This window comes from Streptomyces sp. NPDC029292 (assembly GCF_055569295.1).
This window is the reverse complement of the sequence record NZ_JBVHXR010000002.1, coordinates 229,691-246,789: the sequence shown is the minus strand read 5'-3', so window position 1 is coordinate 246,789 and position 17,099 is coordinate 229,691. Positions and strand designations below refer to the sequence as shown.

General features: G+C 70.0%; 17 protein-coding genes. 7 read left to right on the top strand and 10 right to left on the bottom strand.

Translation table 11 applies throughout. The features are described from left to right. Window positions 1-51 precede the first annotated feature (51 nt). Window positions 52-603 (top strand): VanZ family protein, encoded by a 552-nt coding sequence (locus ACZ4WS_RS05945; protein ID WP_467977560.1) that lies wholly within the window; start codon window positions 52-54, stop codon window positions 601-603. A 92-nt stretch (window positions 604-695) separates the two neighbouring features. Continuing rightward, complete coding sequence (locus ACZ4WS_RS05940) at window positions 696-926, top strand: PspC domain-containing protein (RefSeq protein ID WP_467977558.1); 231 nt, start codon at window positions 696-698, stop codon at window positions 924-926. An 80-nt stretch (window positions 927-1,006) separates the two neighbouring features. Here ACZ4WS_RS05940 and ACZ4WS_RS05935 read toward each other — a convergent pair whose 3' ends face one another. Together ACZ4WS_RS05935 and ACZ4WS_RS05930 are read right to left on the bottom strand one after the other, a co-directional pair. Then, a complete protein-coding gene (locus ACZ4WS_RS05935) occupies window positions 1,007-1,360 on the bottom strand; it encodes an ATP-binding protein (protein WP_467977556.1) in 354 nt (117 codons plus the stop codon). A gap of 141 nt (window positions 1,361-1,501) precedes the next feature. Further along, complete coding sequence (locus tag ACZ4WS_RS05930) at window positions 1,502-2,656, bottom strand: adenosine deaminase (protein ID WP_467977554.1); 1,155 nt, start codon at window positions 2,654-2,656, stop codon at window positions 1,502-1,504. 113 nt (window positions 2,657-2,769) lie between these two features. On the opposite strand from ACZ4WS_RS05930, the gene ACZ4WS_RS05925 reads away from it, so the two are divergent. Further along, entirely contained in the window at window positions 2,770-3,531 is a 762-nt protein-coding gene (locus ACZ4WS_RS05925) for an alpha/beta hydrolase family protein (protein ID WP_467977553.1), read from the top strand. A 92-nt stretch (window positions 3,532-3,623) separates the two neighbouring features. Here ACZ4WS_RS05925 and ACZ4WS_RS05920 read toward each other — a convergent pair whose 3' ends face one another. Next, a complete protein-coding gene (locus ACZ4WS_RS05920; RefSeq protein WP_467977551.1) occupies window positions 3,624-4,586 on the bottom strand; it encodes a LysR family transcriptional regulator in 963 nt (320 codons plus the stop codon). Window positions 4,587-4,648: 62 nt separating this feature from the next. Here ACZ4WS_RS05920 and ACZ4WS_RS05915 point away from each other — a divergent pair, with 62 nt between their 5' ends. From ACZ4WS_RS05915 to ACZ4WS_RS05905, 3 genes are all read left to right on the top strand, one after another. Beyond that, a complete protein-coding gene (locus ACZ4WS_RS05915) occupies window positions 4,649-5,926 on the top strand; it encodes an MFS transporter (protein WP_467977549.1) in 1,278 nt (425 codons plus the stop codon). 126 nt (window positions 5,927-6,052) lie between these two features. Further along, on the top strand, window positions 6,053-7,246 hold the full coding sequence (dnaN, locus tag ACZ4WS_RS05910) for a DNA polymerase III subunit beta (protein ID WP_467977547.1): 1,194 nt from the start codon (window positions 6,053-6,055) through the stop codon (window positions 7,244-7,246). A 104-nt stretch (window positions 7,247-7,350) separates the two neighbouring features. Continuing rightward, entirely contained in the window at window positions 7,351-8,358 is a 1,008-nt protein-coding gene (locus tag ACZ4WS_RS05905) for a sigma-70 family RNA polymerase sigma factor (RefSeq protein WP_467977545.1), read from the top strand. Here the strand turns inward: ACZ4WS_RS05905 and ACZ4WS_RS05900 are convergent. Further along, window positions 8,251-8,637: an STAS domain-containing protein gene (locus ACZ4WS_RS05900; protein ID WP_467977544.1), complete on the bottom strand. Its 387-nt coding sequence runs from the start codon at window positions 8,635-8,637 to the stop codon at window positions 8,251-8,253. The two genes, ACZ4WS_RS05905 and ACZ4WS_RS05900, sit on opposite strands and share 108 nt — an antisense overlap. A gap of 138 nt (window positions 8,638-8,775) precedes the next feature. Between ACZ4WS_RS05900 and ACZ4WS_RS05895 the strand changes: the two genes are divergently transcribed. Continuing rightward, window positions 8,776-9,696, top strand: a complete 921-nt coding sequence (locus ACZ4WS_RS05895) for an AEC family transporter (protein ID WP_467977542.1) — start codon at window positions 8,776-8,778, stop codon at window positions 9,694-9,696. Window positions 9,697-9,757: 61 nt separating this feature from the next. Here ACZ4WS_RS05895 and ACZ4WS_RS05890 read toward each other — a convergent pair whose 3' ends face one another. The 6 genes from ACZ4WS_RS05890 to ACZ4WS_RS05865 all read right to left on the bottom strand — a co-directional run bounded on the left by ACZ4WS_RS05890 (window position 9,758) and on the right by ACZ4WS_RS05865 (window position 16,860). Next, window positions 9,758-11,041 (bottom strand): thymidine phosphorylase, encoded by a 1,284-nt coding sequence (locus ACZ4WS_RS05890; protein WP_467977541.1) that lies wholly within the window; start codon window positions 11,039-11,041, stop codon window positions 9,758-9,760. A gap of 66 nt (window positions 11,042-11,107) precedes the next feature. Beyond that, window positions 11,108-11,521 (bottom strand): cytidine deaminase, encoded by a 414-nt coding sequence (locus tag ACZ4WS_RS05885; protein WP_467977539.1) that lies wholly within the window; start codon window positions 11,519-11,521, stop codon window positions 11,108-11,110. Next, on the bottom strand, window positions 11,518-12,780 hold the full coding sequence (locus ACZ4WS_RS05880; RefSeq protein WP_467977537.1) for an ABC transporter permease: 1,263 nt from the start codon (window positions 12,778-12,780) through the stop codon (window positions 11,518-11,520). Before ACZ4WS_RS05880 ends, ACZ4WS_RS05885 begins: the two co-directional genes overlap by 4 nt. Then, window positions 12,777-13,901: an ABC transporter permease gene (locus tag ACZ4WS_RS05875; RefSeq protein ID WP_467977535.1), complete on the bottom strand. Its 1,125-nt coding sequence runs from the start codon at window positions 13,899-13,901 to the stop codon at window positions 12,777-12,779. The genes ACZ4WS_RS05880 and ACZ4WS_RS05875 overlap by 4 nt, the downstream gene beginning before the upstream one ends. After that, a complete protein-coding gene (locus ACZ4WS_RS05870) occupies window positions 13,898-15,559 on the bottom strand; it encodes an ABC transporter ATP-binding protein (RefSeq protein WP_467978315.1) in 1,662 nt (553 codons plus the stop codon). The genes ACZ4WS_RS05875 and ACZ4WS_RS05870 overlap by 4 nt, the downstream gene beginning before the upstream one ends. Before the next feature lie 248 nt (window positions 15,560-15,807). Next, the gene (locus tag ACZ4WS_RS05865; RefSeq protein ID WP_467977533.1) at window positions 15,808-16,860 is read right to left on the bottom strand and encodes a BMP family lipoprotein; all 1,053 of its coding nucleotides are present in this window, start codon (window positions 16,858-16,860) and stop codon (window positions 15,808-15,810) included. Window positions 16,861-17,099: the final 239 nt, after the last annotated feature.

The window sequence follows — 17,099 nt, the reverse complement described above, 5'->3', positions numbered from 1 at the left end:
AAACCCTCGGGCCCCGGAACCGATCGTGCCGGACGTCGCGTCTTGGGGGGCGTGCAGCGTCAAGGCTCAGACGGCGGCAGTGCCGTGACCCGCGTCCGTGTGGCAGGAGGTGTCCTCCTCGTCGCACACCTCGCCCTCGTCGCCTGGCTCACGCTGCGTCCCCTGGACGTCCCCTGGGTGAGCGCCGCCAACCTGCGGCCGTTCGCCGGCATCAGAGCCGACCTCGCGCTGGGCCCACAGGAGGCGGCCCGCCGCATCGGAGAGGGCCTGGGCCTCCTCGCCCCCCTGGGTGTCCTGCTCCCCATGGCGGGCGGCAAGCTCGACGTCTCCCCGCTCGGCTCCCTGGTCCGGACGGTCGCCGCCGGCGCCCTCCTGTCCCTGGGCATCGCGCTCCTGCAGACCGGCGTCCCCGGCCAGGTCGTGGACGTCGACTCCCTGCTGCTCAACACCGTCGGCGTGGCCCTCGCCCACCTCGCGATCGTGCCCGCCGCCCGGACCAGGCTCCGCCGCCGGGCCGACACACGGCGCCGCGCGGCCCTCCGCCGGGAGGAGTCGCCTCAGGGTCGGACCCCGACGATTCCCAGGGTCGGGATCGCACCATAGAGCGATGCTTGGTCCCCTTCGTCCCCGTAGCGTTGAAGTCAACGGGGCGGCCACCAGGGAAGCCTCGGACCACGGTTCACGAAGGAGCCCCGATGACCGCCCTTGCCCGCCCCACCAACGGCCGCATGATCGGCGGAGTGTGCGCAGCGCTGGCACGGCGCTTCGGCATCTCCGCGACCACGATGCGCGTGATCTTCGTACTGTCCTGTCTGCTTCCGGGCCCGCAGTTCCTGCTCTACATAGCGCTGTGGATCCTCTTCCCCTCCGAGGACAAGGCGGCCCGCTTCCCCTCCGAGGACAAGGCGGCCCACACGGCCTGGTAACCAACGGCCACAGCCCGACGCGCCGAAGGGGCGCACCCGTCCAGGGTGCGCCCCACCGGCGTCCGTATGTCCCGAAGGCCTCAGCCGAGCGGCACCCCGTTCACCGGCAGACCGTGCGTGGGCAGGCCCTTCAGCGGCAGTCCGCCGAGCAGCCCGGCCACGGGTGCGGCCGGCCCCGCGGCGAGGACGCGCGCGGCGACGGGCTGGGCGGCGGCCAGGCCCGCACCGAGGGCGCCCTGCCCCTGGGTGATCGCCTCACCCGCGCCGGGCAGTGCCGTGGCGACGTTCTCCGCGGGCAGCGTCTTGGTGACGGTGTCCAGCGCCGAGGAGGCGTCCGGCACGGCCGGCGCGGCGTTCGCGGCACCCGCGCCGGCTGCGGCGAAGGCGGCACCGAGAGCGGCGACACCGAGGGTCTTGGCAGCAGACTGCTTCATATTGAATGCGTCCTTGGATCCGTGAGACGGGATGTGAACGATCCAAAACCGTAAACATGCAAAGCCGCCCCCGGCAAACATCAAAAAGCGGTCGAGTCATGAAGAAGCAGTGAAGACCCGACCGCTTCCAGATCTCGCTGATCAGGCCTGATGACCCACAGAGCCGCTGGTGGAGGCGGTTTGCTGGAACAGCCATTCGGACTTCAACTCTGCATAACCGGGCTTGATCACGTCATTGATCATGGCGAGTCGTTCATCGAAAGGAATGAATGCTGACTTCATAGCATTGACCGAGAACCACTGGAGATCATCGAGCGAATAACCGAACGCCTCGACAAGATGCTCGAATTCCCGGCTCATACTGGTGCCCGACATGAGTCGATTATCCGTGTTCACGGTCGTCCGGAAATGCAGCCGCCGCAGCAGCCCGATCGGATGGGCGGCATACGAGTCGGCGGCACCGGTCTGGAGGTTGGAGCTGGGGCACATCTCCAGCGGGATGCGCTTGTCGCGCACGTACGAGGCGAGCCGGCCGAGCTTCACCGAGCCGTCCTCGTGGACCTGGATGTCGTCGATGATCCGCACGCCGTGTCCGAGCCGGTCGGCGCCGCACCACTGCAGCGCCTGCCAGATGGACGGCAGCCCGAAGGCCTCACCGGCGTGGATGGTGAAGTGGTTGTTCTCGCGCTTGAGGTACTCGAAGGCGTCGAGGTGCCGGGTGGGCGGGAACCCGGCCTCGGCGCCCGCGATGTCGAAGCCGACGACACCCAGGTCCCGGTACCGGTTGGCCAGTTCGGCGATCTCCAGCGCACGGGCGGCGTGCCGCATGGCGGTCAGCAGGGCGCCGACCCGGATCCGGTGTCCGTTCTCCCGGGCCCGCCGTTCGCCCTCCCGGAATCCCTCGTTGACCGCCTCGACGACCTCTTCGAGGGTGAGCCCGGCCTCCAGGTGCTGCTCCGGTGCATACCGGACCTCGGCGTAGACGACACCGTCCTCGGCCAGGTCCTCGGCGCACTCGGCGGCGACCCGGACGAGGGCGTCCCGGGTCTGCATGACGGCGCAGGTGTGGGCGAAGGTCTCCAGGTACCGCTCCAGCGAACCGGAGTCGGCGGCCTCGCGGAACCACACGTCGAGTTTGTCGGGGTCGGTCTCGGGAAGCCCCGAGTAGCCGGTGTCGCGGGCGAGTTCGACGATCGTCCCGGGGCGCAGGCCCCCGTCGAGATGGTCGTGCAGCAGGACCTTGGGCGCCCGGCGGATCTGTTCCGAGCTCGGGGTGGTACGGATCTGGCTCGTCATTTTCGCACTCTAGACCCTACGCGCGTAGATCTCCTGTTGTACGGATCCGTCGATATGTAACGGTGACCGTGCGGACGGGTGGCGTACACCGTCGCTTCTGACACTGTTCTGTCATGGCACAGCAAGCGACGCCGGTCCCCCGGGCCCGGCTGGGGAGGGCGCTCGGCCCGGAGCCGACGGCGGTCAGCGGAGTGGTTCTGCTGCTCCCGGGCGGCGAGGAGATCTCCGCGCGCAGGCCGTCCCCCATGATGGCGACCGCCTCCGTACGCGCGTTGGGACGCCGTCTTGCGCGCGCGGGACGCGCGGAAGGCCTGGTCACCCACGTGGTGCACTACCGGTTTCGCGGCTGGAACGGCAGCGAGGCGCACCTGGCGAGCGACGCGTCCTGGGCCGCCGACGAGGTCGTACGCCGCTACGGGGACGTCCCGGTATGCCTGGCCGGTGTGGACATGGGAGGCCGTGCCGCACTGCGGGCGGGCGGTCACGCGGCCGTCAACTCCGTACTGGCGCTTGCCCCATGGCTGCCCGAGGAGGACGTGGCCGCGCCACCCGAACCGGTGAAGCAGCTGGCGGGGCGACGCGTGCTGATCGTGCACGGCACGAATGACGAGCGGACCGATCCGGAGCTGTCGTTCCGGCTCGCGGCACGGGCGAAGAAGACCAACCGGGACATCTGCCGGTTCGAGGTCCACTCGGACGGGCACGGATTGCACCAGCATCGGTCCGAAGTCCATGCGCTGGCGGAGGATTTCGTCATGGGGGCGTTGTTCGGCCGGACTCTGTCCCGCCCGGTTGAGGATGCGCTCGCGGCGCCGCCGCCGTTGGGGTTGCGTATGCCGCTTGCCTCCGGCTTCGGGAAGGCATTGCGGCACTAGGTTGTCTGCGGGTTTCGGCGGGCTGGTCGCGCCCACGCGGCGGAGCCGCATGAGGTCACAGCCGCGCCCCTGAAGGGGCGCTCTTGGTGCCGTCAGTCAGGGAGCAGGCGTCCCCGCCGTGACAGCAGGAACTTCTTGAACGCGGCGACGGGCGGGGTGTCCAGGTGGCCGTCCAGCCAGGCCACCCCGATTTCGCGTACCGCGCGTGGGGCGGTGACCGTCAGTTCGACAACCCCCGGGCGGGCGACGGCGGGTGGCGGGAGAAGGGCGACTCCCAGGCCTGCTGCCACGAGGCCTCGCAGGGTCTCCGCCTCCTCCCCCTCGAAGGCGATCCGCGGCTTGAAGCCCGCCTCCTGGCAGAGGTCGTCGGTGATGCGGCGCATGCCGTAGCCGGGTTCGAGGGTCACGAAGGTCTCGTCGGCGGCCTCGGCGAGGCGGATGCGCTTGCGGGCGGCGAGGCGGTGGTCGGCCGGGACGACGAGCCGGAGCTTCTGCTCGTCGAGGCGGCGGCCCACGAGGTCGGGCGCGTCCGGTACCGGCGAGGTGAGGCACAGGTCCAACTCGCCGGAGCGCAGCCGTTCCAGCATCGCCTCGCCGTAGTTCTGGACGAGGCTGAAGCGGACCCGGGGGTGGTCGGCGCGGAAGGCGCGGATCAGGCCGGGGACCGTCTCGGAGCCCATGGTGTGCAGGAAGCCGAAGGCGACCTTGCCGGTGGCCGGGTCGGCGTCCGCGCGCACCTCGTCGGCGGCCCGCTCGATCTCGGCGAGGGCACGCTCGACGGAGCCGAGGAACGTACGCCCTGCGGCCGTGAGGGAGACCGTACGACCCCTGCGCGCGAACAGGTCGACGCCCAGGTCCTGTTCGAGCCGGACCATGGCCCGCGACAGGGTGGACTGCGGGACCTGCATCTCCTGCGCGGCCCGGGTGACGTGCTCGGTGCGGGCGACTCCGGCGAAGTACGCGAGCCGTGGAGCGAGCAACCTCGACATGTTCGCGCTGTCTTCTGTGTCACTGGACGGTGACAGGTGAGCTTCTGACCTCTGCTGATGCACCATGGGAACGATTATGGGGTTTCCATGCATTGGACGGATGAGTGTGGGCTCTCTAGTTTCGAAGCATGCCTTCCGCCAGTACCGGGGCGTCCACCACCGTGGGCGCCACCGCCTCCGTCCCTGTCGTCGACACCCGCATGGCCCCCGGCGGGCCCGGCTACCGCCGGATGAGCTTCGCCCTCTTCCTCGCGGGTGTCGCGACCTTCGCGCTCCTCTACTCCACCCAGGCCCTCCTCCCGCTCCTCTCCACGGACTTCGGGGTCACCGCGAGCGAGGCGAGCTGGACGGTGTCGGCCGCGACCGGCGCGCTGGCGCTGTTCGTGCTCCCGATGAGCGCGCTGTCGGAGCGGTTCGGACGGCGGACGCTGATGACGGCGTCGCTGGCGGTGGCCGTGACGGTCGGGCTGCTGGTCCCCCTCGCCCCCTCCATCGGCGCGCTCGTCGCGCTGCGGGCGGTCCAGGGTGCGGCGCTCGCCGGACTTCCGGCGTCGGCGACGGCGTACCTGGCCGAGGAGGTCCGCCCGAAGGCGCTGATCACCGCGATCGGACTCTTCGTCGCGGGCAACAGCGTCGGCGGGATGAGCGGCCGGGTCATCACCGGCTGGGTCGCCCAGGAGTGGGGCTGGCGGGTCGCCGTCGCCACGATCGGCGTGATCGCCGTGGCCTGCGCGGTGGCCTTCCGGCTGCTGCTCCCCGCGCCGAAGCACTTCAAGCCGGGCTCGCTGCGGCCCCGGGTGCTGGCCCGCACGGTCCGCGACCACCTCGCGAACCCGCTGCTGTGCCGCCTGTACGCGATCGGCGCGCTGTTCATGATGGTCTTCGGCGGGGTCTACACGGTGATCGGCTACCGCCTGACCGACGCCCCGTTCTCGCTCCCGCAGGGCATCATCGGCTCGATCTTCCTGGTGTACCTGGTCGGTACGGTGTCGGCGTCGACGGCGGGCAAGCTGGTCGCGCGGCTGGGGCGGCGCGGCTCGCTGTACCTGGCGGGCGGCACCACGACTTCCGGTCTGCTGCTCTCCCTGGCCGACTCGCTCCCCCTCGTCCTGCTCGGCCTGGTCCTGATCACCGCGGGCTTCTTCGCGGGCCACGCGGTCGCGTCCTCCTCCGTGAGCCACACCGCCAAGGAGGGCCGCGCCCAGGCCTCGGCGCTGTACCAGTCCGCCTACTACGTCGGCTCCAGCGCGGGCAGCACCCTCGGTGCCGTCGCCTTCCACTCGGGCGGCTGGGCCGGGACCGTGAGCCTCGGCCTCCTCGCGGTGCTCGGCGTCGTGTCCATCACGGTGTTCGGGTCGCACGCGGCGCGGGCGCAGGCGCGGCGGAATCCGGTGCTCGCGCACTGACCGAGCCGGACCGCGCCGTACCGTCCATACGACGCACAGCTCGTACGTTCCCCCTGGTCGGAGCTCGTTGTCAGTGGTGGCGCATAGCCTCCGCTCGATCAACTGGCCCGAGCAGGGGGATTGTTCATGGAATTCCGGACCGACCGCGGTGACTTCGCCGAAGCCGTGGCCTGGGCGGCCCGTACGCTGCCCGCGCGCTCGCCCGTACCGGTGCTGGGCGGGCTGCTCCTGGAGGCCGGCGCCGAGGGGCTGAGCGTCTCGGGGTTCGACTTCGAGGCGGCGGCACGCATCGAGACCGACGCCGAGACCGTCACGGCCGGGCAGGTGCTCGTCCTGGGGCGCAGGCTGCTGGACATCTGCCGGGTCCTGCCCGAGGGGCCGGTGACCTGTGCTCTGGAGGGCTCGCGGTTCACGGTGGAGGCGGGCGGCACCCGGTTCGGCCTGTCGACGCTGCCCCGGGACGAGTACCCCGCCCTGCCGGTGCCGCCCGAGCCGCGGGGCACCGTGGACGCCGCCGCGTTCGCGACCGCCGTGTCCCAGGTCGCCGTGGCGGCCGGGCGCGACGACACCCTGCCCGTCCTCACCGCCGTCCAACTGCGCATCGACTCCGACGCGATGACGCTCTCCGCGTCGGACCGCTATCGGTACGCCGTACGCACCCTGGCGTGGAAACCCGAGGCGGCCCTCGACGAGGTCGTGGAGGCGCTGCTGCCCGCCCGGCGACTGCACGAGATCGCCCGCTCGCTGGCCCGCTCCGGTGACGTACGCATCGGGTTCGCCCTCGCGGGCGGCGGCATGATCGGCTTCGAGGGCGGGGCGATGCGCACGGCGGTGCGGCTGATGGAGGGGCGGCTGCCGCGGCACGGCTCGCTGTTCTCGGTGCCGGACGCGGCGGTCGCGGAGGTGGAGTGCGGCGCGCTGGCGGAGGCGGTGCGGCGGGTCGCCGTCGTCGCCGAGGAGAACAGTCCCGTACGGCTGGACTTCACCGGCGGTCAGGGCGCCGAGGGATCCGTGCTGCTGCGCGCCGGATACGCGGACGACGTGGCCTCCCAGCGGCTGCCGGCCACGCTGACCGGCGCGGACGAGGTGACCGTCGCCTTCAACCCGGCGTATCTGCTGGACGCCCTGAACTCCTTCGAGGGACCGCGAGTGCGGCTGGAGCTGCTGGGACCGGGGCAGCGGGCGCTCCTTACCGAACCAGGGACCGCGACCGCGACCAAGAGCGGGAGCGGGAGCGGGAAAGAGGCAGGGACCGGATCCGGTGACGAGCCGGGCGCAGGGCATCGGCATCTGCTCATGTCTGTGAAGCAACTGGTCTGACCTGCGCTTTTTCCCACTCCGGGGGCCATTGTCAGTGGGCTGCGGTAGCTTCCGAAGTGCTGGCGCAATGGTGCGACGGAAAGAGCCACAGGGGTGGGTTGGCTATGAGCGACGGTTCGGCGACGACGACAGACCTGGACGTCCAACTGGAAAAGCACCGGGTCGAGCTGACCGGGTACTGCTACCGGATGCTCGGCTCGTCCTTCGAGGCCGAGGACGCGGTGCAGGACACGATGGTGCGCGCCTGGCGCAGCTACGACAAGTTCGAGGGCCGCTCCTCGATGCGGTCCTGGCTCTACCGGATCGCGACGAACGTGTGCCTGGACATGCTGAACGCGGGCAATCGAAGGGCCCGGCCCATGGATCTCACCGCTCCCTCGCCGCTGGCCCAGGCGGCGCTCACTCCGCGCCCGGACAACACGTGGCTGGAGCCGGTGCCCGACGCCCGCGTGCTGCCGACGGTCAGCGACCCGGCCGAGGCAGCGGTGGCGAAGGAGTCGGTGCGCCTCGCCTTCATGGCCGCCCTGCAGCAGCTGCCGCCCAAGCAGCGGGCCGTGCTCATCCTGCGCGAGGTCCTCGCGTGGAAGGCGAGCGAGGTCGCCGAGCTGCTCGGCACCACGGTCGCCTCGGTCAACAGCGCGCTCCAGCGGGCCCGCGCGACCCTCGCCGAAAGTGACGGCGCCGGCGCGGAGGCCGCCACCTCCGACCCGCTCGACGAGGAGCAGCAGAAGCTCCTGGAGCGCTATGTCGCCGCCTTCGAGGGGTATGACATGACGGCGCTGACGGCGCTGCTCCACGAGGACGCGATCATGACGATGCCGCCGTTCGACCTGTGGCTGCGCGGCACGGACGACATCACCGGCTTCATGACGACGATGGGCGCCGCCTGCGAGAACTCGCGTCTGGTGCCGGTCGAAGTCAATGGCCTGCCCGGGTTCGCCCAGTACAAGCCGGATCCGGAAGCGGGTGGCTACACGCCCTGGGCGGTGCAGGTGCTGGAGATCTCAAAGGGCCGGATCACCGGGTTCCACTGCTTCCTGGACACCGCCCGCTGGTTCCCGCTCTTCGGGCTGCCCCTCCGACTCGAAGCGAAGGCCGACCAGGTCGAGTAGGGCACGCAAGGCCGGGTCCGGGTTCCGCAGGCGTATCCGGCCTCCGGCCCTCCGCGCCGCCAGCTCCAGTCTCGCCAGTACGTCGACGGCGGCGAGACCGGGCGGCCCCAGCCCCGCGACATCGCAGACGACGAACCCGGCCCCGGTCGTCTCCAGCTGCGCCCGCACGTCGTCGCAGAGCCGCGGCACCTCGTCACGGGTGACGGGTCCGGGCAGTACGAGTACGGCGGGTGTCGTGGCGTCCACAGTCAGTAGACCGGTCGGGGGCACGGAACTCATCGGGGGCGCGGCCGGAGTCCGTACAAGATCACATTGACCTGCACCCGGCCTTCCCGGTTGGGTTGGGTGTATGCCCCACGAATCAGCACCTCCCGCGATACCTGACGGCTTCATCCCCGCCAAGGACAAGGAGGCGCCGTGCAGGGGGTGCTGACCGGCTTCGCCGTCATCGCCGTCGTCATCGGGGTCGGTTACGTCATCGGGCGGCGCGGCTATCTCGGGGACAACGGGCGGGAGGTGCTGACGAAGCTCGCCTTCCATGTGGCGTCGCCCGCGCTGCTGTTCACGACGCTCGCGCAGGCCGACCTGTCGGTGATCTTCTCCAGCCGGCTCCTGGTCACCGCGATGAGCACGGCCGCGGCGGCCGGAATCTTCGTCGCGGTGGGTGTCGTACGCGGCTGGGGCGTGGGACGGACGACGATCGGCGCGCTGTGTTCCAGTTACGTCAACTCGGGCAACCTGGGCATCCCGATCGCCGTGTATGTGCTCGGCGACGCCTCGCTGGTGGCGCCCGTGCTGCTGTTCCAGCAGATCATGGTCACACCCATCGCCCTGACCGTCCTCGACCTGTCCACGACTGGCGAGAAGCGTCCACTGTGGCAGCGGCTGATCACGCCGCTGCGCAATCCCATCGCCGTCGGCTCGCTGGCCGGGGTCGCGGTGTCGGCGACCGGTCTGACCGTGCCGGGGCCGATCCTCGACCCGCTCAAGCTGATCGGGGGCATGTCGGTGCCCGCGGTACTGCTGGCGTTCGGCATCTCGCTGTGCGGCAGCACCCTGCCGGGGCGCGGCTCGGACCGGCATCCGGTGCTGCTGTCCGTCACGCTGAAGTCCGTGGGCCAGCCGCTGGCCGCCTGGGCGCTGGCCGTCGGCGTGTTCGGGCTGCACGGCGCACCCCTGCTCGACGTGGTGGTCACCTCGGCCCTGCCCGCCGCCCAGAACCTGTTCACGTACGCCTCGCGCTACCGGGTCGGCGAGACCCTGGCCCGGGAGTCGATCCTCATGTCGACGATCGTGTCCGTGCCGGTCCTCGTGGTGATCGCGGCGGTGCTCGGCTGACGCCGCGCACAAGAGAGGGACCGGCGCCGAAGCACCGGTCCCTCTCGACTGCCGCCCGGAATCAGGCGATCCGGTCCAGCACGATCGGGGCCGGCTTGAAGTCCGTACCCGCGGCGCCGATGTCGTACGAGCCCTCGACCGCCTGAAGGGCGTACTCGAAGCGCTCCGGGGTGTCCGTGTGGAGGGTGAGGAGGGGCTGGCCCGCCGTCACCGTGTCGCCCGGCTTGGCGTGCAGCTCGACGCCCGCGCCGGCCTGCACCGGGTCCTCCTTGCGGGCGCGTCCGGCGCCCAGACGCCAGGCTGCGATGCCGATGTCGTACGCGTCGAGGCGGGTCAGGACACCGGAGGACGGGGCGTTCACCACGTGCTGTTCGCGCGCGGTGGGCAGCGCGGCGTCCGGGTCGCCGCCCTGCGCGGCGATCATGCGGCGCCAGACGTCCATCGCGGAGCCGTCGGCGAGGGCCTTCGCCGGGTCCGCGTCCTTCACCCCCGCCGCCTCCAGCATCTCGCGCGCCAGGGCGATGGTGAGGTCGACGACGTCCGAGGGGCCACCGCCCGCGAGGACCTCGACGGACTCGCGGACCTCGAGGGCGTTGCCCGCCGTCAGGCCGAGCGGCGTCGACATGTCGGTCAGCAGCGCGACCGTCTTCACTCCGTGGTCGGTGCCCAGCCCGACCATCGTGGAGGCGAGTTCCCGCGCGTCCTCGATGGTCTTCATGAAGGCGCCGGTGCCGACCTTCACGTCCAGGACCAGCGAACCGGTGCCCTCGGCGATCTTCTTGGACATGATCGAGGAGGCGATCAGCGGGATGGCCTCGACGGTGCCGGTGACGTCCCGGAGGGCGTACAGCTTCTTGTCGGCGGGGGCGAGACCGTCACCGGCCGCGCAGATCACCGCGCCCGTGGTGTCGAGGACGTGCAGCATCTCCTCGTTGGACAGCAGCGCGCGCCAGCCGGGAATCGACTCCAGCTTGTCGAGGGTGCCGCCGGTGTGGCCGAGACCGCGCCCGGACAGCTGCGGAACCGCCGCGCCGCAGGCCGCCACCAACGGCGCCAGCGGGAGCGTGATCTTGTCGCCGACACCGCCCGTGGAGTGCTTGTCGGCGGTCGGGCGGGACAGCGACGAGAACTCCATGCGCTCGCCCGAGGCGATCATCGCGGCGGTCCAGCGGGCGATCTCGCGGCGGTTCATGCCGTTGAGCAGGATCGCCATGTTGAGGGCGGCCATCTGGTAGTCGGCGACCTCGCCGCGGGTGTACGCGTCGATGACCCAGTCGATCTGCGCATCGCTGAGCTCACCGCGGTCCCGCTTGGTGCGGATGACGGAGACGGCGTCCATGGCCATGGCTTTCCTTCCGAAAGATGAGCGGCCCCTCCCGGAGATCAGTAGATCAGGAGGGGCCGCACGGAGTTACTTGGTGAGATGCTCCGGCCCGAAGGCCTGCGGCAGCATCTCGGAGAGCGGCATGAGTCCGGCCGGGGTCTCCAGGATCAGATCGGGCCCGCCGAACTCGAAGAGCAGCTGGCGGCAGCGCCCGCACGGCACCAGGATCTCGCCCCGTCCGTCGACGCAGGTGAAGTGCGTCAGCCGGCCGCCCCCGCTGTTCTGCAGCTGGGAGACCAGACCGCACTCGGCGCACAGTCCGAGCCCGTACGAGGCGTTCTCGACATTGCAGCCGGAGATGATCCGGCCGTCGTCGACGAGGGCCGCGGCGCCGACCGGGTAGCCCGAGTACGGGGCATAGGCACGGGACATGGCGTCCCGCGCGACCTCCCGCAGGGCCTCCCAGTCGACGGCCGCGGAACCCTGGTCGGCCGAGGTCACTTGCCCTGCCCCTTCCGGTACGGCATGCCGTCCGCCTTGGGCATCCGCAGATGCTGCGCGGACAGCGAGAGGACGAGCAGGGTCACGACGTACGGCGTGGCGCTCACGAACTGCTGCGGGACCTCGTCGGTGGCGAGGTACCAGACGAACATCAGCGCCGAGACCGCGGCGGTGATCAGCGCGGGAACGGGCCGCTTCTTCCACAGCAGGTAGGCGACGGCGAAGACCAGCAGGATCGCGAGGAGCAGGATCAGCGCGTGCACGTTCGTGCCGCCGCCGCGCAGGTTGAGGCTGTCGGTGTAACCGAACAGGCCCGCGCCGAGCGCGAGGCCGCCCGGCATCCAGTTGCCGAAGATCATCGCGGCGAGACCGATGTAGCCGCGGCCCGCGGTCTGGCCGTCGAGGTAGACGTTGGACGCGACGATCGACAGGAAGGCGCCGCCGAGGCCGGCGAAGCCGCCCGAGATGATCACGGCGATGTACTTGTACTTGTAGACGTTGACACCGAGGGACTCGGCGGCCACCGGGTTCTCACCGCAGGAGCGCAGGCGCAGGCCGAAGGCCGTGCGCCACAGCACCCACCACGTGGCCGGTACGAGCGCCACCGCGATGACCGTCAGCGGCGACAGGTCGGTGACCAGACCGCCGAGCAGGCCCGCGATGTCCGAGATCAGGAACCAGTGCTTGGCGTTGAGCGTGTCCAGCCAACTGGACAGCCCCGGAACGTCGAAGGTGCCGAGCGAGTCGATGGGCGGAGACTGCTTGGACGAGCCGCCCTCGGCGTTCTCGAAGGTGAACTTGGAGAGGTAGCGGGTGCTGCCCAGGGCCAGGATGTTGATGGCCACACCGGAGACGATGTGGTTGACGTTGAAGGTCACCGTGGCGATGGCGTGCAGGATGCCGCCGAGCATGCCGCCGATGATGCCGAAGGCGACACCGGTCCACGGGCCCCACTGATAGCCCGCCCAGGCGCCGAACCAGGTGCCGAGGATCATCATGCCCTCGAGGCCGATGTTGACGACGCCCGCGCGCTCGGCCCACAGACCGCCGAGGCCCGCGAGGCCGATCGGCACCGCGAGGCGCAGCGCCGTGGACATCTGTCCGGTCGAGGTGATGCCGTCCGCGCCGGTGATCAGGCGGACGATCGACGTCAGGATCAGCACACCCGCGATGATCAGCAGGAGTACCGGGAGCGAGAAACGGCGGCTGCCCTTGCCGGGCTGCTGCGCCTGCGGCTTGGCGACGGTCGCGGTGCTCATCGGGCAGCCACCTCCTTCGGGGAGTTGTTGTTCGCGGCCGCGGCCAGCTCGGCGCCGACCTGACGCTGCTGGCGGCGCAGACCCCACTGCCGTACGGCCTCGTAGGAGATGACAACCGCGAAGACGATCAGGCCCTGCATGATCGTGGCGATCTCCTTCTCGTACGGCACCGGGGTGGCGTAGTCGAGCGCCGGGGACGCCTTGTCGAGGAAGGCCCACAGGAGCGCCGCGAGTGCGATGCCGCCCGGGTTGTTGCGGCCGAGCAGTGCGATGCCGATGGCGGTGAAGCCGAGGCCGGCCGGGAAGCTCAGGCTGTAGGTGTGGGCGTCGCCGAGGAGCAGCGGCAGGCCGGAGAAGCCCGCGACCGCGCCGGAGATCAGCATCGCGGTGAGCACCATGCGCTTGGCGTCGACGCCGGAGGCCGCGGCGGCGGTCTCGGAGGCGCCAGTGGCGCGCAGGTCGAAGCCGAAGCGGGTGCGGTTGAGGACGAGCCAGTACAGGACGCCCGCGAGGATCGCGATGAAGACCATGCCGTAGAGCTCGCCGACGTCCGCGCCGAGGTTGATGCCGGGGAACCAGCCGGATTCCTTCATGACGCCGGTCGTGTTGTTGTTACCGACCTGCACGCCCCAGATGTTCTCCGCGGTGAGGTAACCGATGAGGCTGGTGGCGATCGCGTTGAGCATGATCGTCGAGACGACCTCGCTGACGCCCCGGGTGGTCTTCAGAACGCCCGCGATACCGGCCCAGAAGGCGCCGGTGAGCATGGCGACGATCATCAGCACCGGGATCTGCAGGAAGGACGGCAGCGCGAGGTGCGCGCCGACCACCGCGGTCATCATCGCGCCGAGGCGGTACTGGCCGTCGACGCCGATGTTGAACAGGTTCATCCGGAAGCCGATGGCCACCGCGAGCGCCGCCAGGTAGTACATCGACGCCTGGTTGACGATCAGCACCTGGACGTCGGAGTACGTGGCCTGCTCGAGCATCAGACGGTACGGCTCGAACGCGCTCTTGCCCGAGGCGAGCAGCACGATCGACGTCAGGGCGATCGCCGCGACGAGCGCGATGACCGGGCCGGCCACCGCGAGGAGCACGCGCTCCTTGTCGAACTTCTTCATCGGGCCTCGTCCTCCGGGGCGGCGCTTTCCTCTACATGCTCCAGGTGTCCGGAGGCGGCGCCGGTCATGGCCGAGCCGAGCTCCTCCGGGGTGATGGTCGCCGGGTCGGCGTCCGCCACAAGCCTGCCGTTGTAGATCACCCGCAGGGTGTCGGACAGGCCGATCAGCTCGTCCAGGTCCGCGGAGATCAGCAGGACGGCGAGGCCCTCACGGCGCGCCTCGCGGATCTGGTCCCAGATCGCGGCCTGCGCGCCGACGTCCACACCGCGGGTGGGGTGGGCGGCGATCAGGAAGCGCGGATTGTGGCTCATCTCGCGGCCGACGATCAGCTTCTGCTGGTTGCCGCCGGACAGCGAGGCGGCGGTGACGTCGATGCCGGGCGTGCGAACGTCGTACTCCTCGACGATCCGGCGGGTGTCCTCCTGGGCGCCCTTGATGTCGAGCCAGACGCCCTTGGCGTTGGGCTTCTCGGTGACGTGGCCGAGGATGCGGTTCTCCCACAGCGGGGCTTCCAGGAGGAGGCCGTGGCGGTGGCGGTCCTCGGGGATGTAGCCGATGCCCTGCTCGCGGCGCTTGCGGGTGGCCCAGCCGGTGATGTCCTCGCCGAGGAAGGAGACGGAGCCGGAGTCGGCGTGCTTGAGGCCGATCAGCGCGTCGATGAGCTCGGTCTGGCCGTTGCCCTCGACGCCGGCGATGCCCATCACCTCACCCGCGTGGATGGTGAAGGTGATGCCGTCGAGGACGCGCCGCACCGCGGCGGCGGTCTCGGCCGTGTCCTCCGTGAGCAGACCGGAGGCCGTCGGCTCGCCGACCTCGCCGAGGGAGGCGCCGCCGCTGGCGAAGGCCGTGAGGTCCTTGACTTCGATGACCGGCTTGTCCGTGACGGTGGACTCGGCGGTCTCCGGGGTGGGCAGCTCGCTGCCGACCATCATCTCGGCGAGCTGGCGGGGGGTGGTCTTGGCGGGAACGGCCGTGCCGACCGTCGTACCGCGCCGGATGACCGTGATCTCGTCGGCGACCGACAGCACCTCGCCCAGCTTGTGCGAGATGAAGATGACCGCGAGGCCCTCGGACTTGAGCTCGCGCAGGTTGTCGAAGAGTGCGTCGACTTCTTGCGGCACGAGTACGGCGGTGGGCTCGTCCAGGATCAGGATGCGGGCGCCGCGGTAGAGGACCTTGAGGATCTCCACGCGCTGGCGCTCGGCGACTCCGAGGTTCTCGACCAGCACGTCCGGGCGCACGTTCAGCCCGTAGCGGTCGGAGATCTCCTTGATCTTCTTACGGGCGCCGCCACCGATGCCGTACAGCTTCTCGCTGCCCAGGACGACGTTCTCCAGGACCGTGAGGTTGTCGGCGAGCATGAAGTGCTGGTGGACCATGCCGATGCCGCGCACGATGGCGTCGGCGGGCGACGAGAAGGTGACCTCCTCGCCGTTGACGGCGATCGTGCCCTCGTCCGGCTTCTGCATGCCGTAGAGGATCTTCATCAGCGTCGACTTGCCGGCACCGTTCTCGCCGACGAGGGCGTGGACCGTGCCTTTCCGGACACTGAGGTGGATGTCGTGGTTGGCCACCACACCGGGGAAACGCTTGGTGATCCCCGCCAGCTCGACCGCAGTCGACTGCGCGGTGAGCGGAGGGCTGCTGGACGCGTCGATGGCGCACTCTCCTTGGAAAAGGGGCCTATCTACGCGCGTAGCGCCCCTGCTTTAAATAGTGCTCGGACGGACCGGACTCAATCTGCTCCGAATCTGTGCCGAGCATTCTGCCGCGCGAACGGGGCGCGGGAAGTCATCCTCCCCACACCCCGTTCCGTGGCCGTAACGCTGCCATTACAGCGCTGCCTTGGCCATGGTTTCGACGTCTGGTTACGACGTCTTGACCTTGGCCAGGGTCATGGTCGCGTTCAGGAGGTCTTGACCGTGATCGAGCCGTCCTTGATGCCCGCCTCGGCCTTCTTCAGCGCGGCCTGCAGGTCGGCGTTGTTCTTGAACACCGGGTTGGAGTCGGCCAGGCCGACACCGCCGGTGGAGAGGCTGGCGCGGACCACGCCGGTCTCGGGCTTGCCGTCGTGCACCGACTTGGCGAGGTTGAAGACCGCCCCGGAGACGTCCTTCATGGCCGAGGTGAGGATGTAGTCCTTGTACTTCGCCAGCGCGTCCTGCTTGTACTGGTCGGAGTCGACACCGATCGCCCAGATCTTGTGCGCGGCGGCGGCCTTGATGGCGCCCTGGCCCGACAGGCCCGCGGCGGCGTAGACCACGTCGGCGCCGGCGTCGATCTGACCCGAGGCCGCGTTCTCGCCCTTGTCCGGGCTGGAGAAGCCACCCTCCGCGGCCGTCTCGGTCAGGTACTGCGACTTGACGTTGACGCCCTTCTTGGTGTCCGCGACGCCCTGCTTGAAGCCCGCTTCGAACTTGTGGATCAGCGGGACGTCGACGCCACCGATGAAGCCGACGGTGTTCGTCTTCGTGGTCTTGGCGGCAGCGACACCGGCGAGGTAGGAGGCCTGCTCCTCGTGGAAGACGAGGTCGGCGACGTTGTCGGCCTTGATGGTCTCGTCGTCGACGATGCCGAAGGTCACCTTCGGGTACTTCGCGGCGACCTCCTTCACGGCGGGGGCGTAGGCGAAGCCGACGCCGATCACCGGGTTGTAGCCCGACTTGGCGAGCTGCTCGAGGCGCTGCACCTTGTCGGCGTCGGACTCGCCGTCCTGCGGCTCGACGGCCGTCGAGGTGTAGCCGAACTCCTTGTCGGCCTTCTCCATGCCGGAGGTGGCCGCGTCGTTGAAGGACTGGTCGCCCTTGCCACCGACGTCGTACGCGAGGGCGAGGCCCTTGCCCTTGCCGCTGGAGCTGGAGCTGGAAGCGTCGCTGGACGTTCCGCCACAGGCGGAGAGAGCAACGGCGAGGGTAGCGGTCGCAACGCCCGCAACCGTGATTCGGGACACCCGGCGCATGGAACGAGACTCCTTTGTGCAAGCGCCCAAACCAGGCGCTGGTTCCGCCGCAGCGTAACGCGCGTAGACCAGACGGAAAACCCCTTCTGTCCGGTCCGTTACCGAGCTGTGGCCGCAGACGGGGGACAGCGTACGGAAAGTGAGAGGGGGCTTGCGGGAGGCAAGGATGTGGGGTTCACGCGGCGCGCGGGGCGTCCGGCGCCAGGAGGTTTTTCGCCCCCGCCGCCCCTACCCGACCC

What these genes read in the sequence shown, in the direction of transcription:
- ACZ4WS_RS05940 (WP_467977558.1), top strand. Translation starts at nt 696, where the DNA reads ATGACCGCCCTTGCCCGCCCCACCAACGGCCGCATGATCGGCGGAGTG.
- ACZ4WS_RS05935 (WP_467977556.1), bottom strand. Translation starts at nt 1,360, where the DNA reads ATGAAGCAGTCTGCTGCCAAGACCCTCGGTGTCGCCGCTCTCGGTGCC.
- ACZ4WS_RS05930 (WP_467977554.1), bottom strand. Translation starts at nt 2,656, where the DNA reads ATGACGAGCCAGATCCGTACCACCCCGAGCTCGGAACAGATCCGCCGG.
- ACZ4WS_RS05925 (WP_467977553.1), top strand. Translation starts at nt 2,770, where the DNA reads ATGGCACAGCAAGCGACGCCGGTCCCCCGGGCCCGGCTGGGGAGGGCG.
- ACZ4WS_RS05920 (WP_467977551.1), bottom strand. Translation starts at nt 4,586, where the DNA reads ATGGTGCATCAGCAGAGGTCAGAAGCTCACCTGTCACCGTCCAGTGAC.
- ACZ4WS_RS05915 (WP_467977549.1), top strand. Translation starts at nt 4,649, where the DNA reads ATGCCTTCCGCCAGTACCGGGGCGTCCACCACCGTGGGCGCCACCGCC.
- dnaN (WP_467977547.1), top strand. Translation starts at nt 6,053, where the DNA reads ATGGAATTCCGGACCGACCGCGGTGACTTCGCCGAAGCCGTGGCCTGG.
- ACZ4WS_RS05905 (WP_467977545.1), top strand. Translation starts at nt 7,351, where the DNA reads ATGAGCGACGGTTCGGCGACGACGACAGACCTGGACGTCCAACTGGAA.
- ACZ4WS_RS05900 (WP_467977544.1), bottom strand. Translation starts at nt 8,637, where the DNA reads ATGAGTTCCGTGCCCCCGACCGGTCTACTGACTGTGGACGCCACGACA.
- ACZ4WS_RS05890 (WP_467977541.1), bottom strand. Translation starts at nt 11,041, where the DNA reads ATGGCCATGGACGCCGTCTCCGTCATCCGCACCAAGCGGGACCGCGGT.
- ACZ4WS_RS05880 (WP_467977537.1), bottom strand. Translation starts at nt 12,780, where the DNA reads ATGAGCACCGCGACCGTCGCCAAGCCGCAGGCGCAGCAGCCCGGCAAG.
- ACZ4WS_RS05875 (WP_467977535.1), bottom strand. Translation starts at nt 13,901, where the DNA reads ATGAAGAAGTTCGACAAGGAGCGCGTGCTCCTCGCGGTGGCCGGCCCG.
- ACZ4WS_RS05865 (WP_467977533.1), bottom strand. Translation starts at nt 16,860, where the DNA reads ATGCGCCGGGTGTCCCGAATCACGGTTGCGGGCGTTGCGACCGCTACC.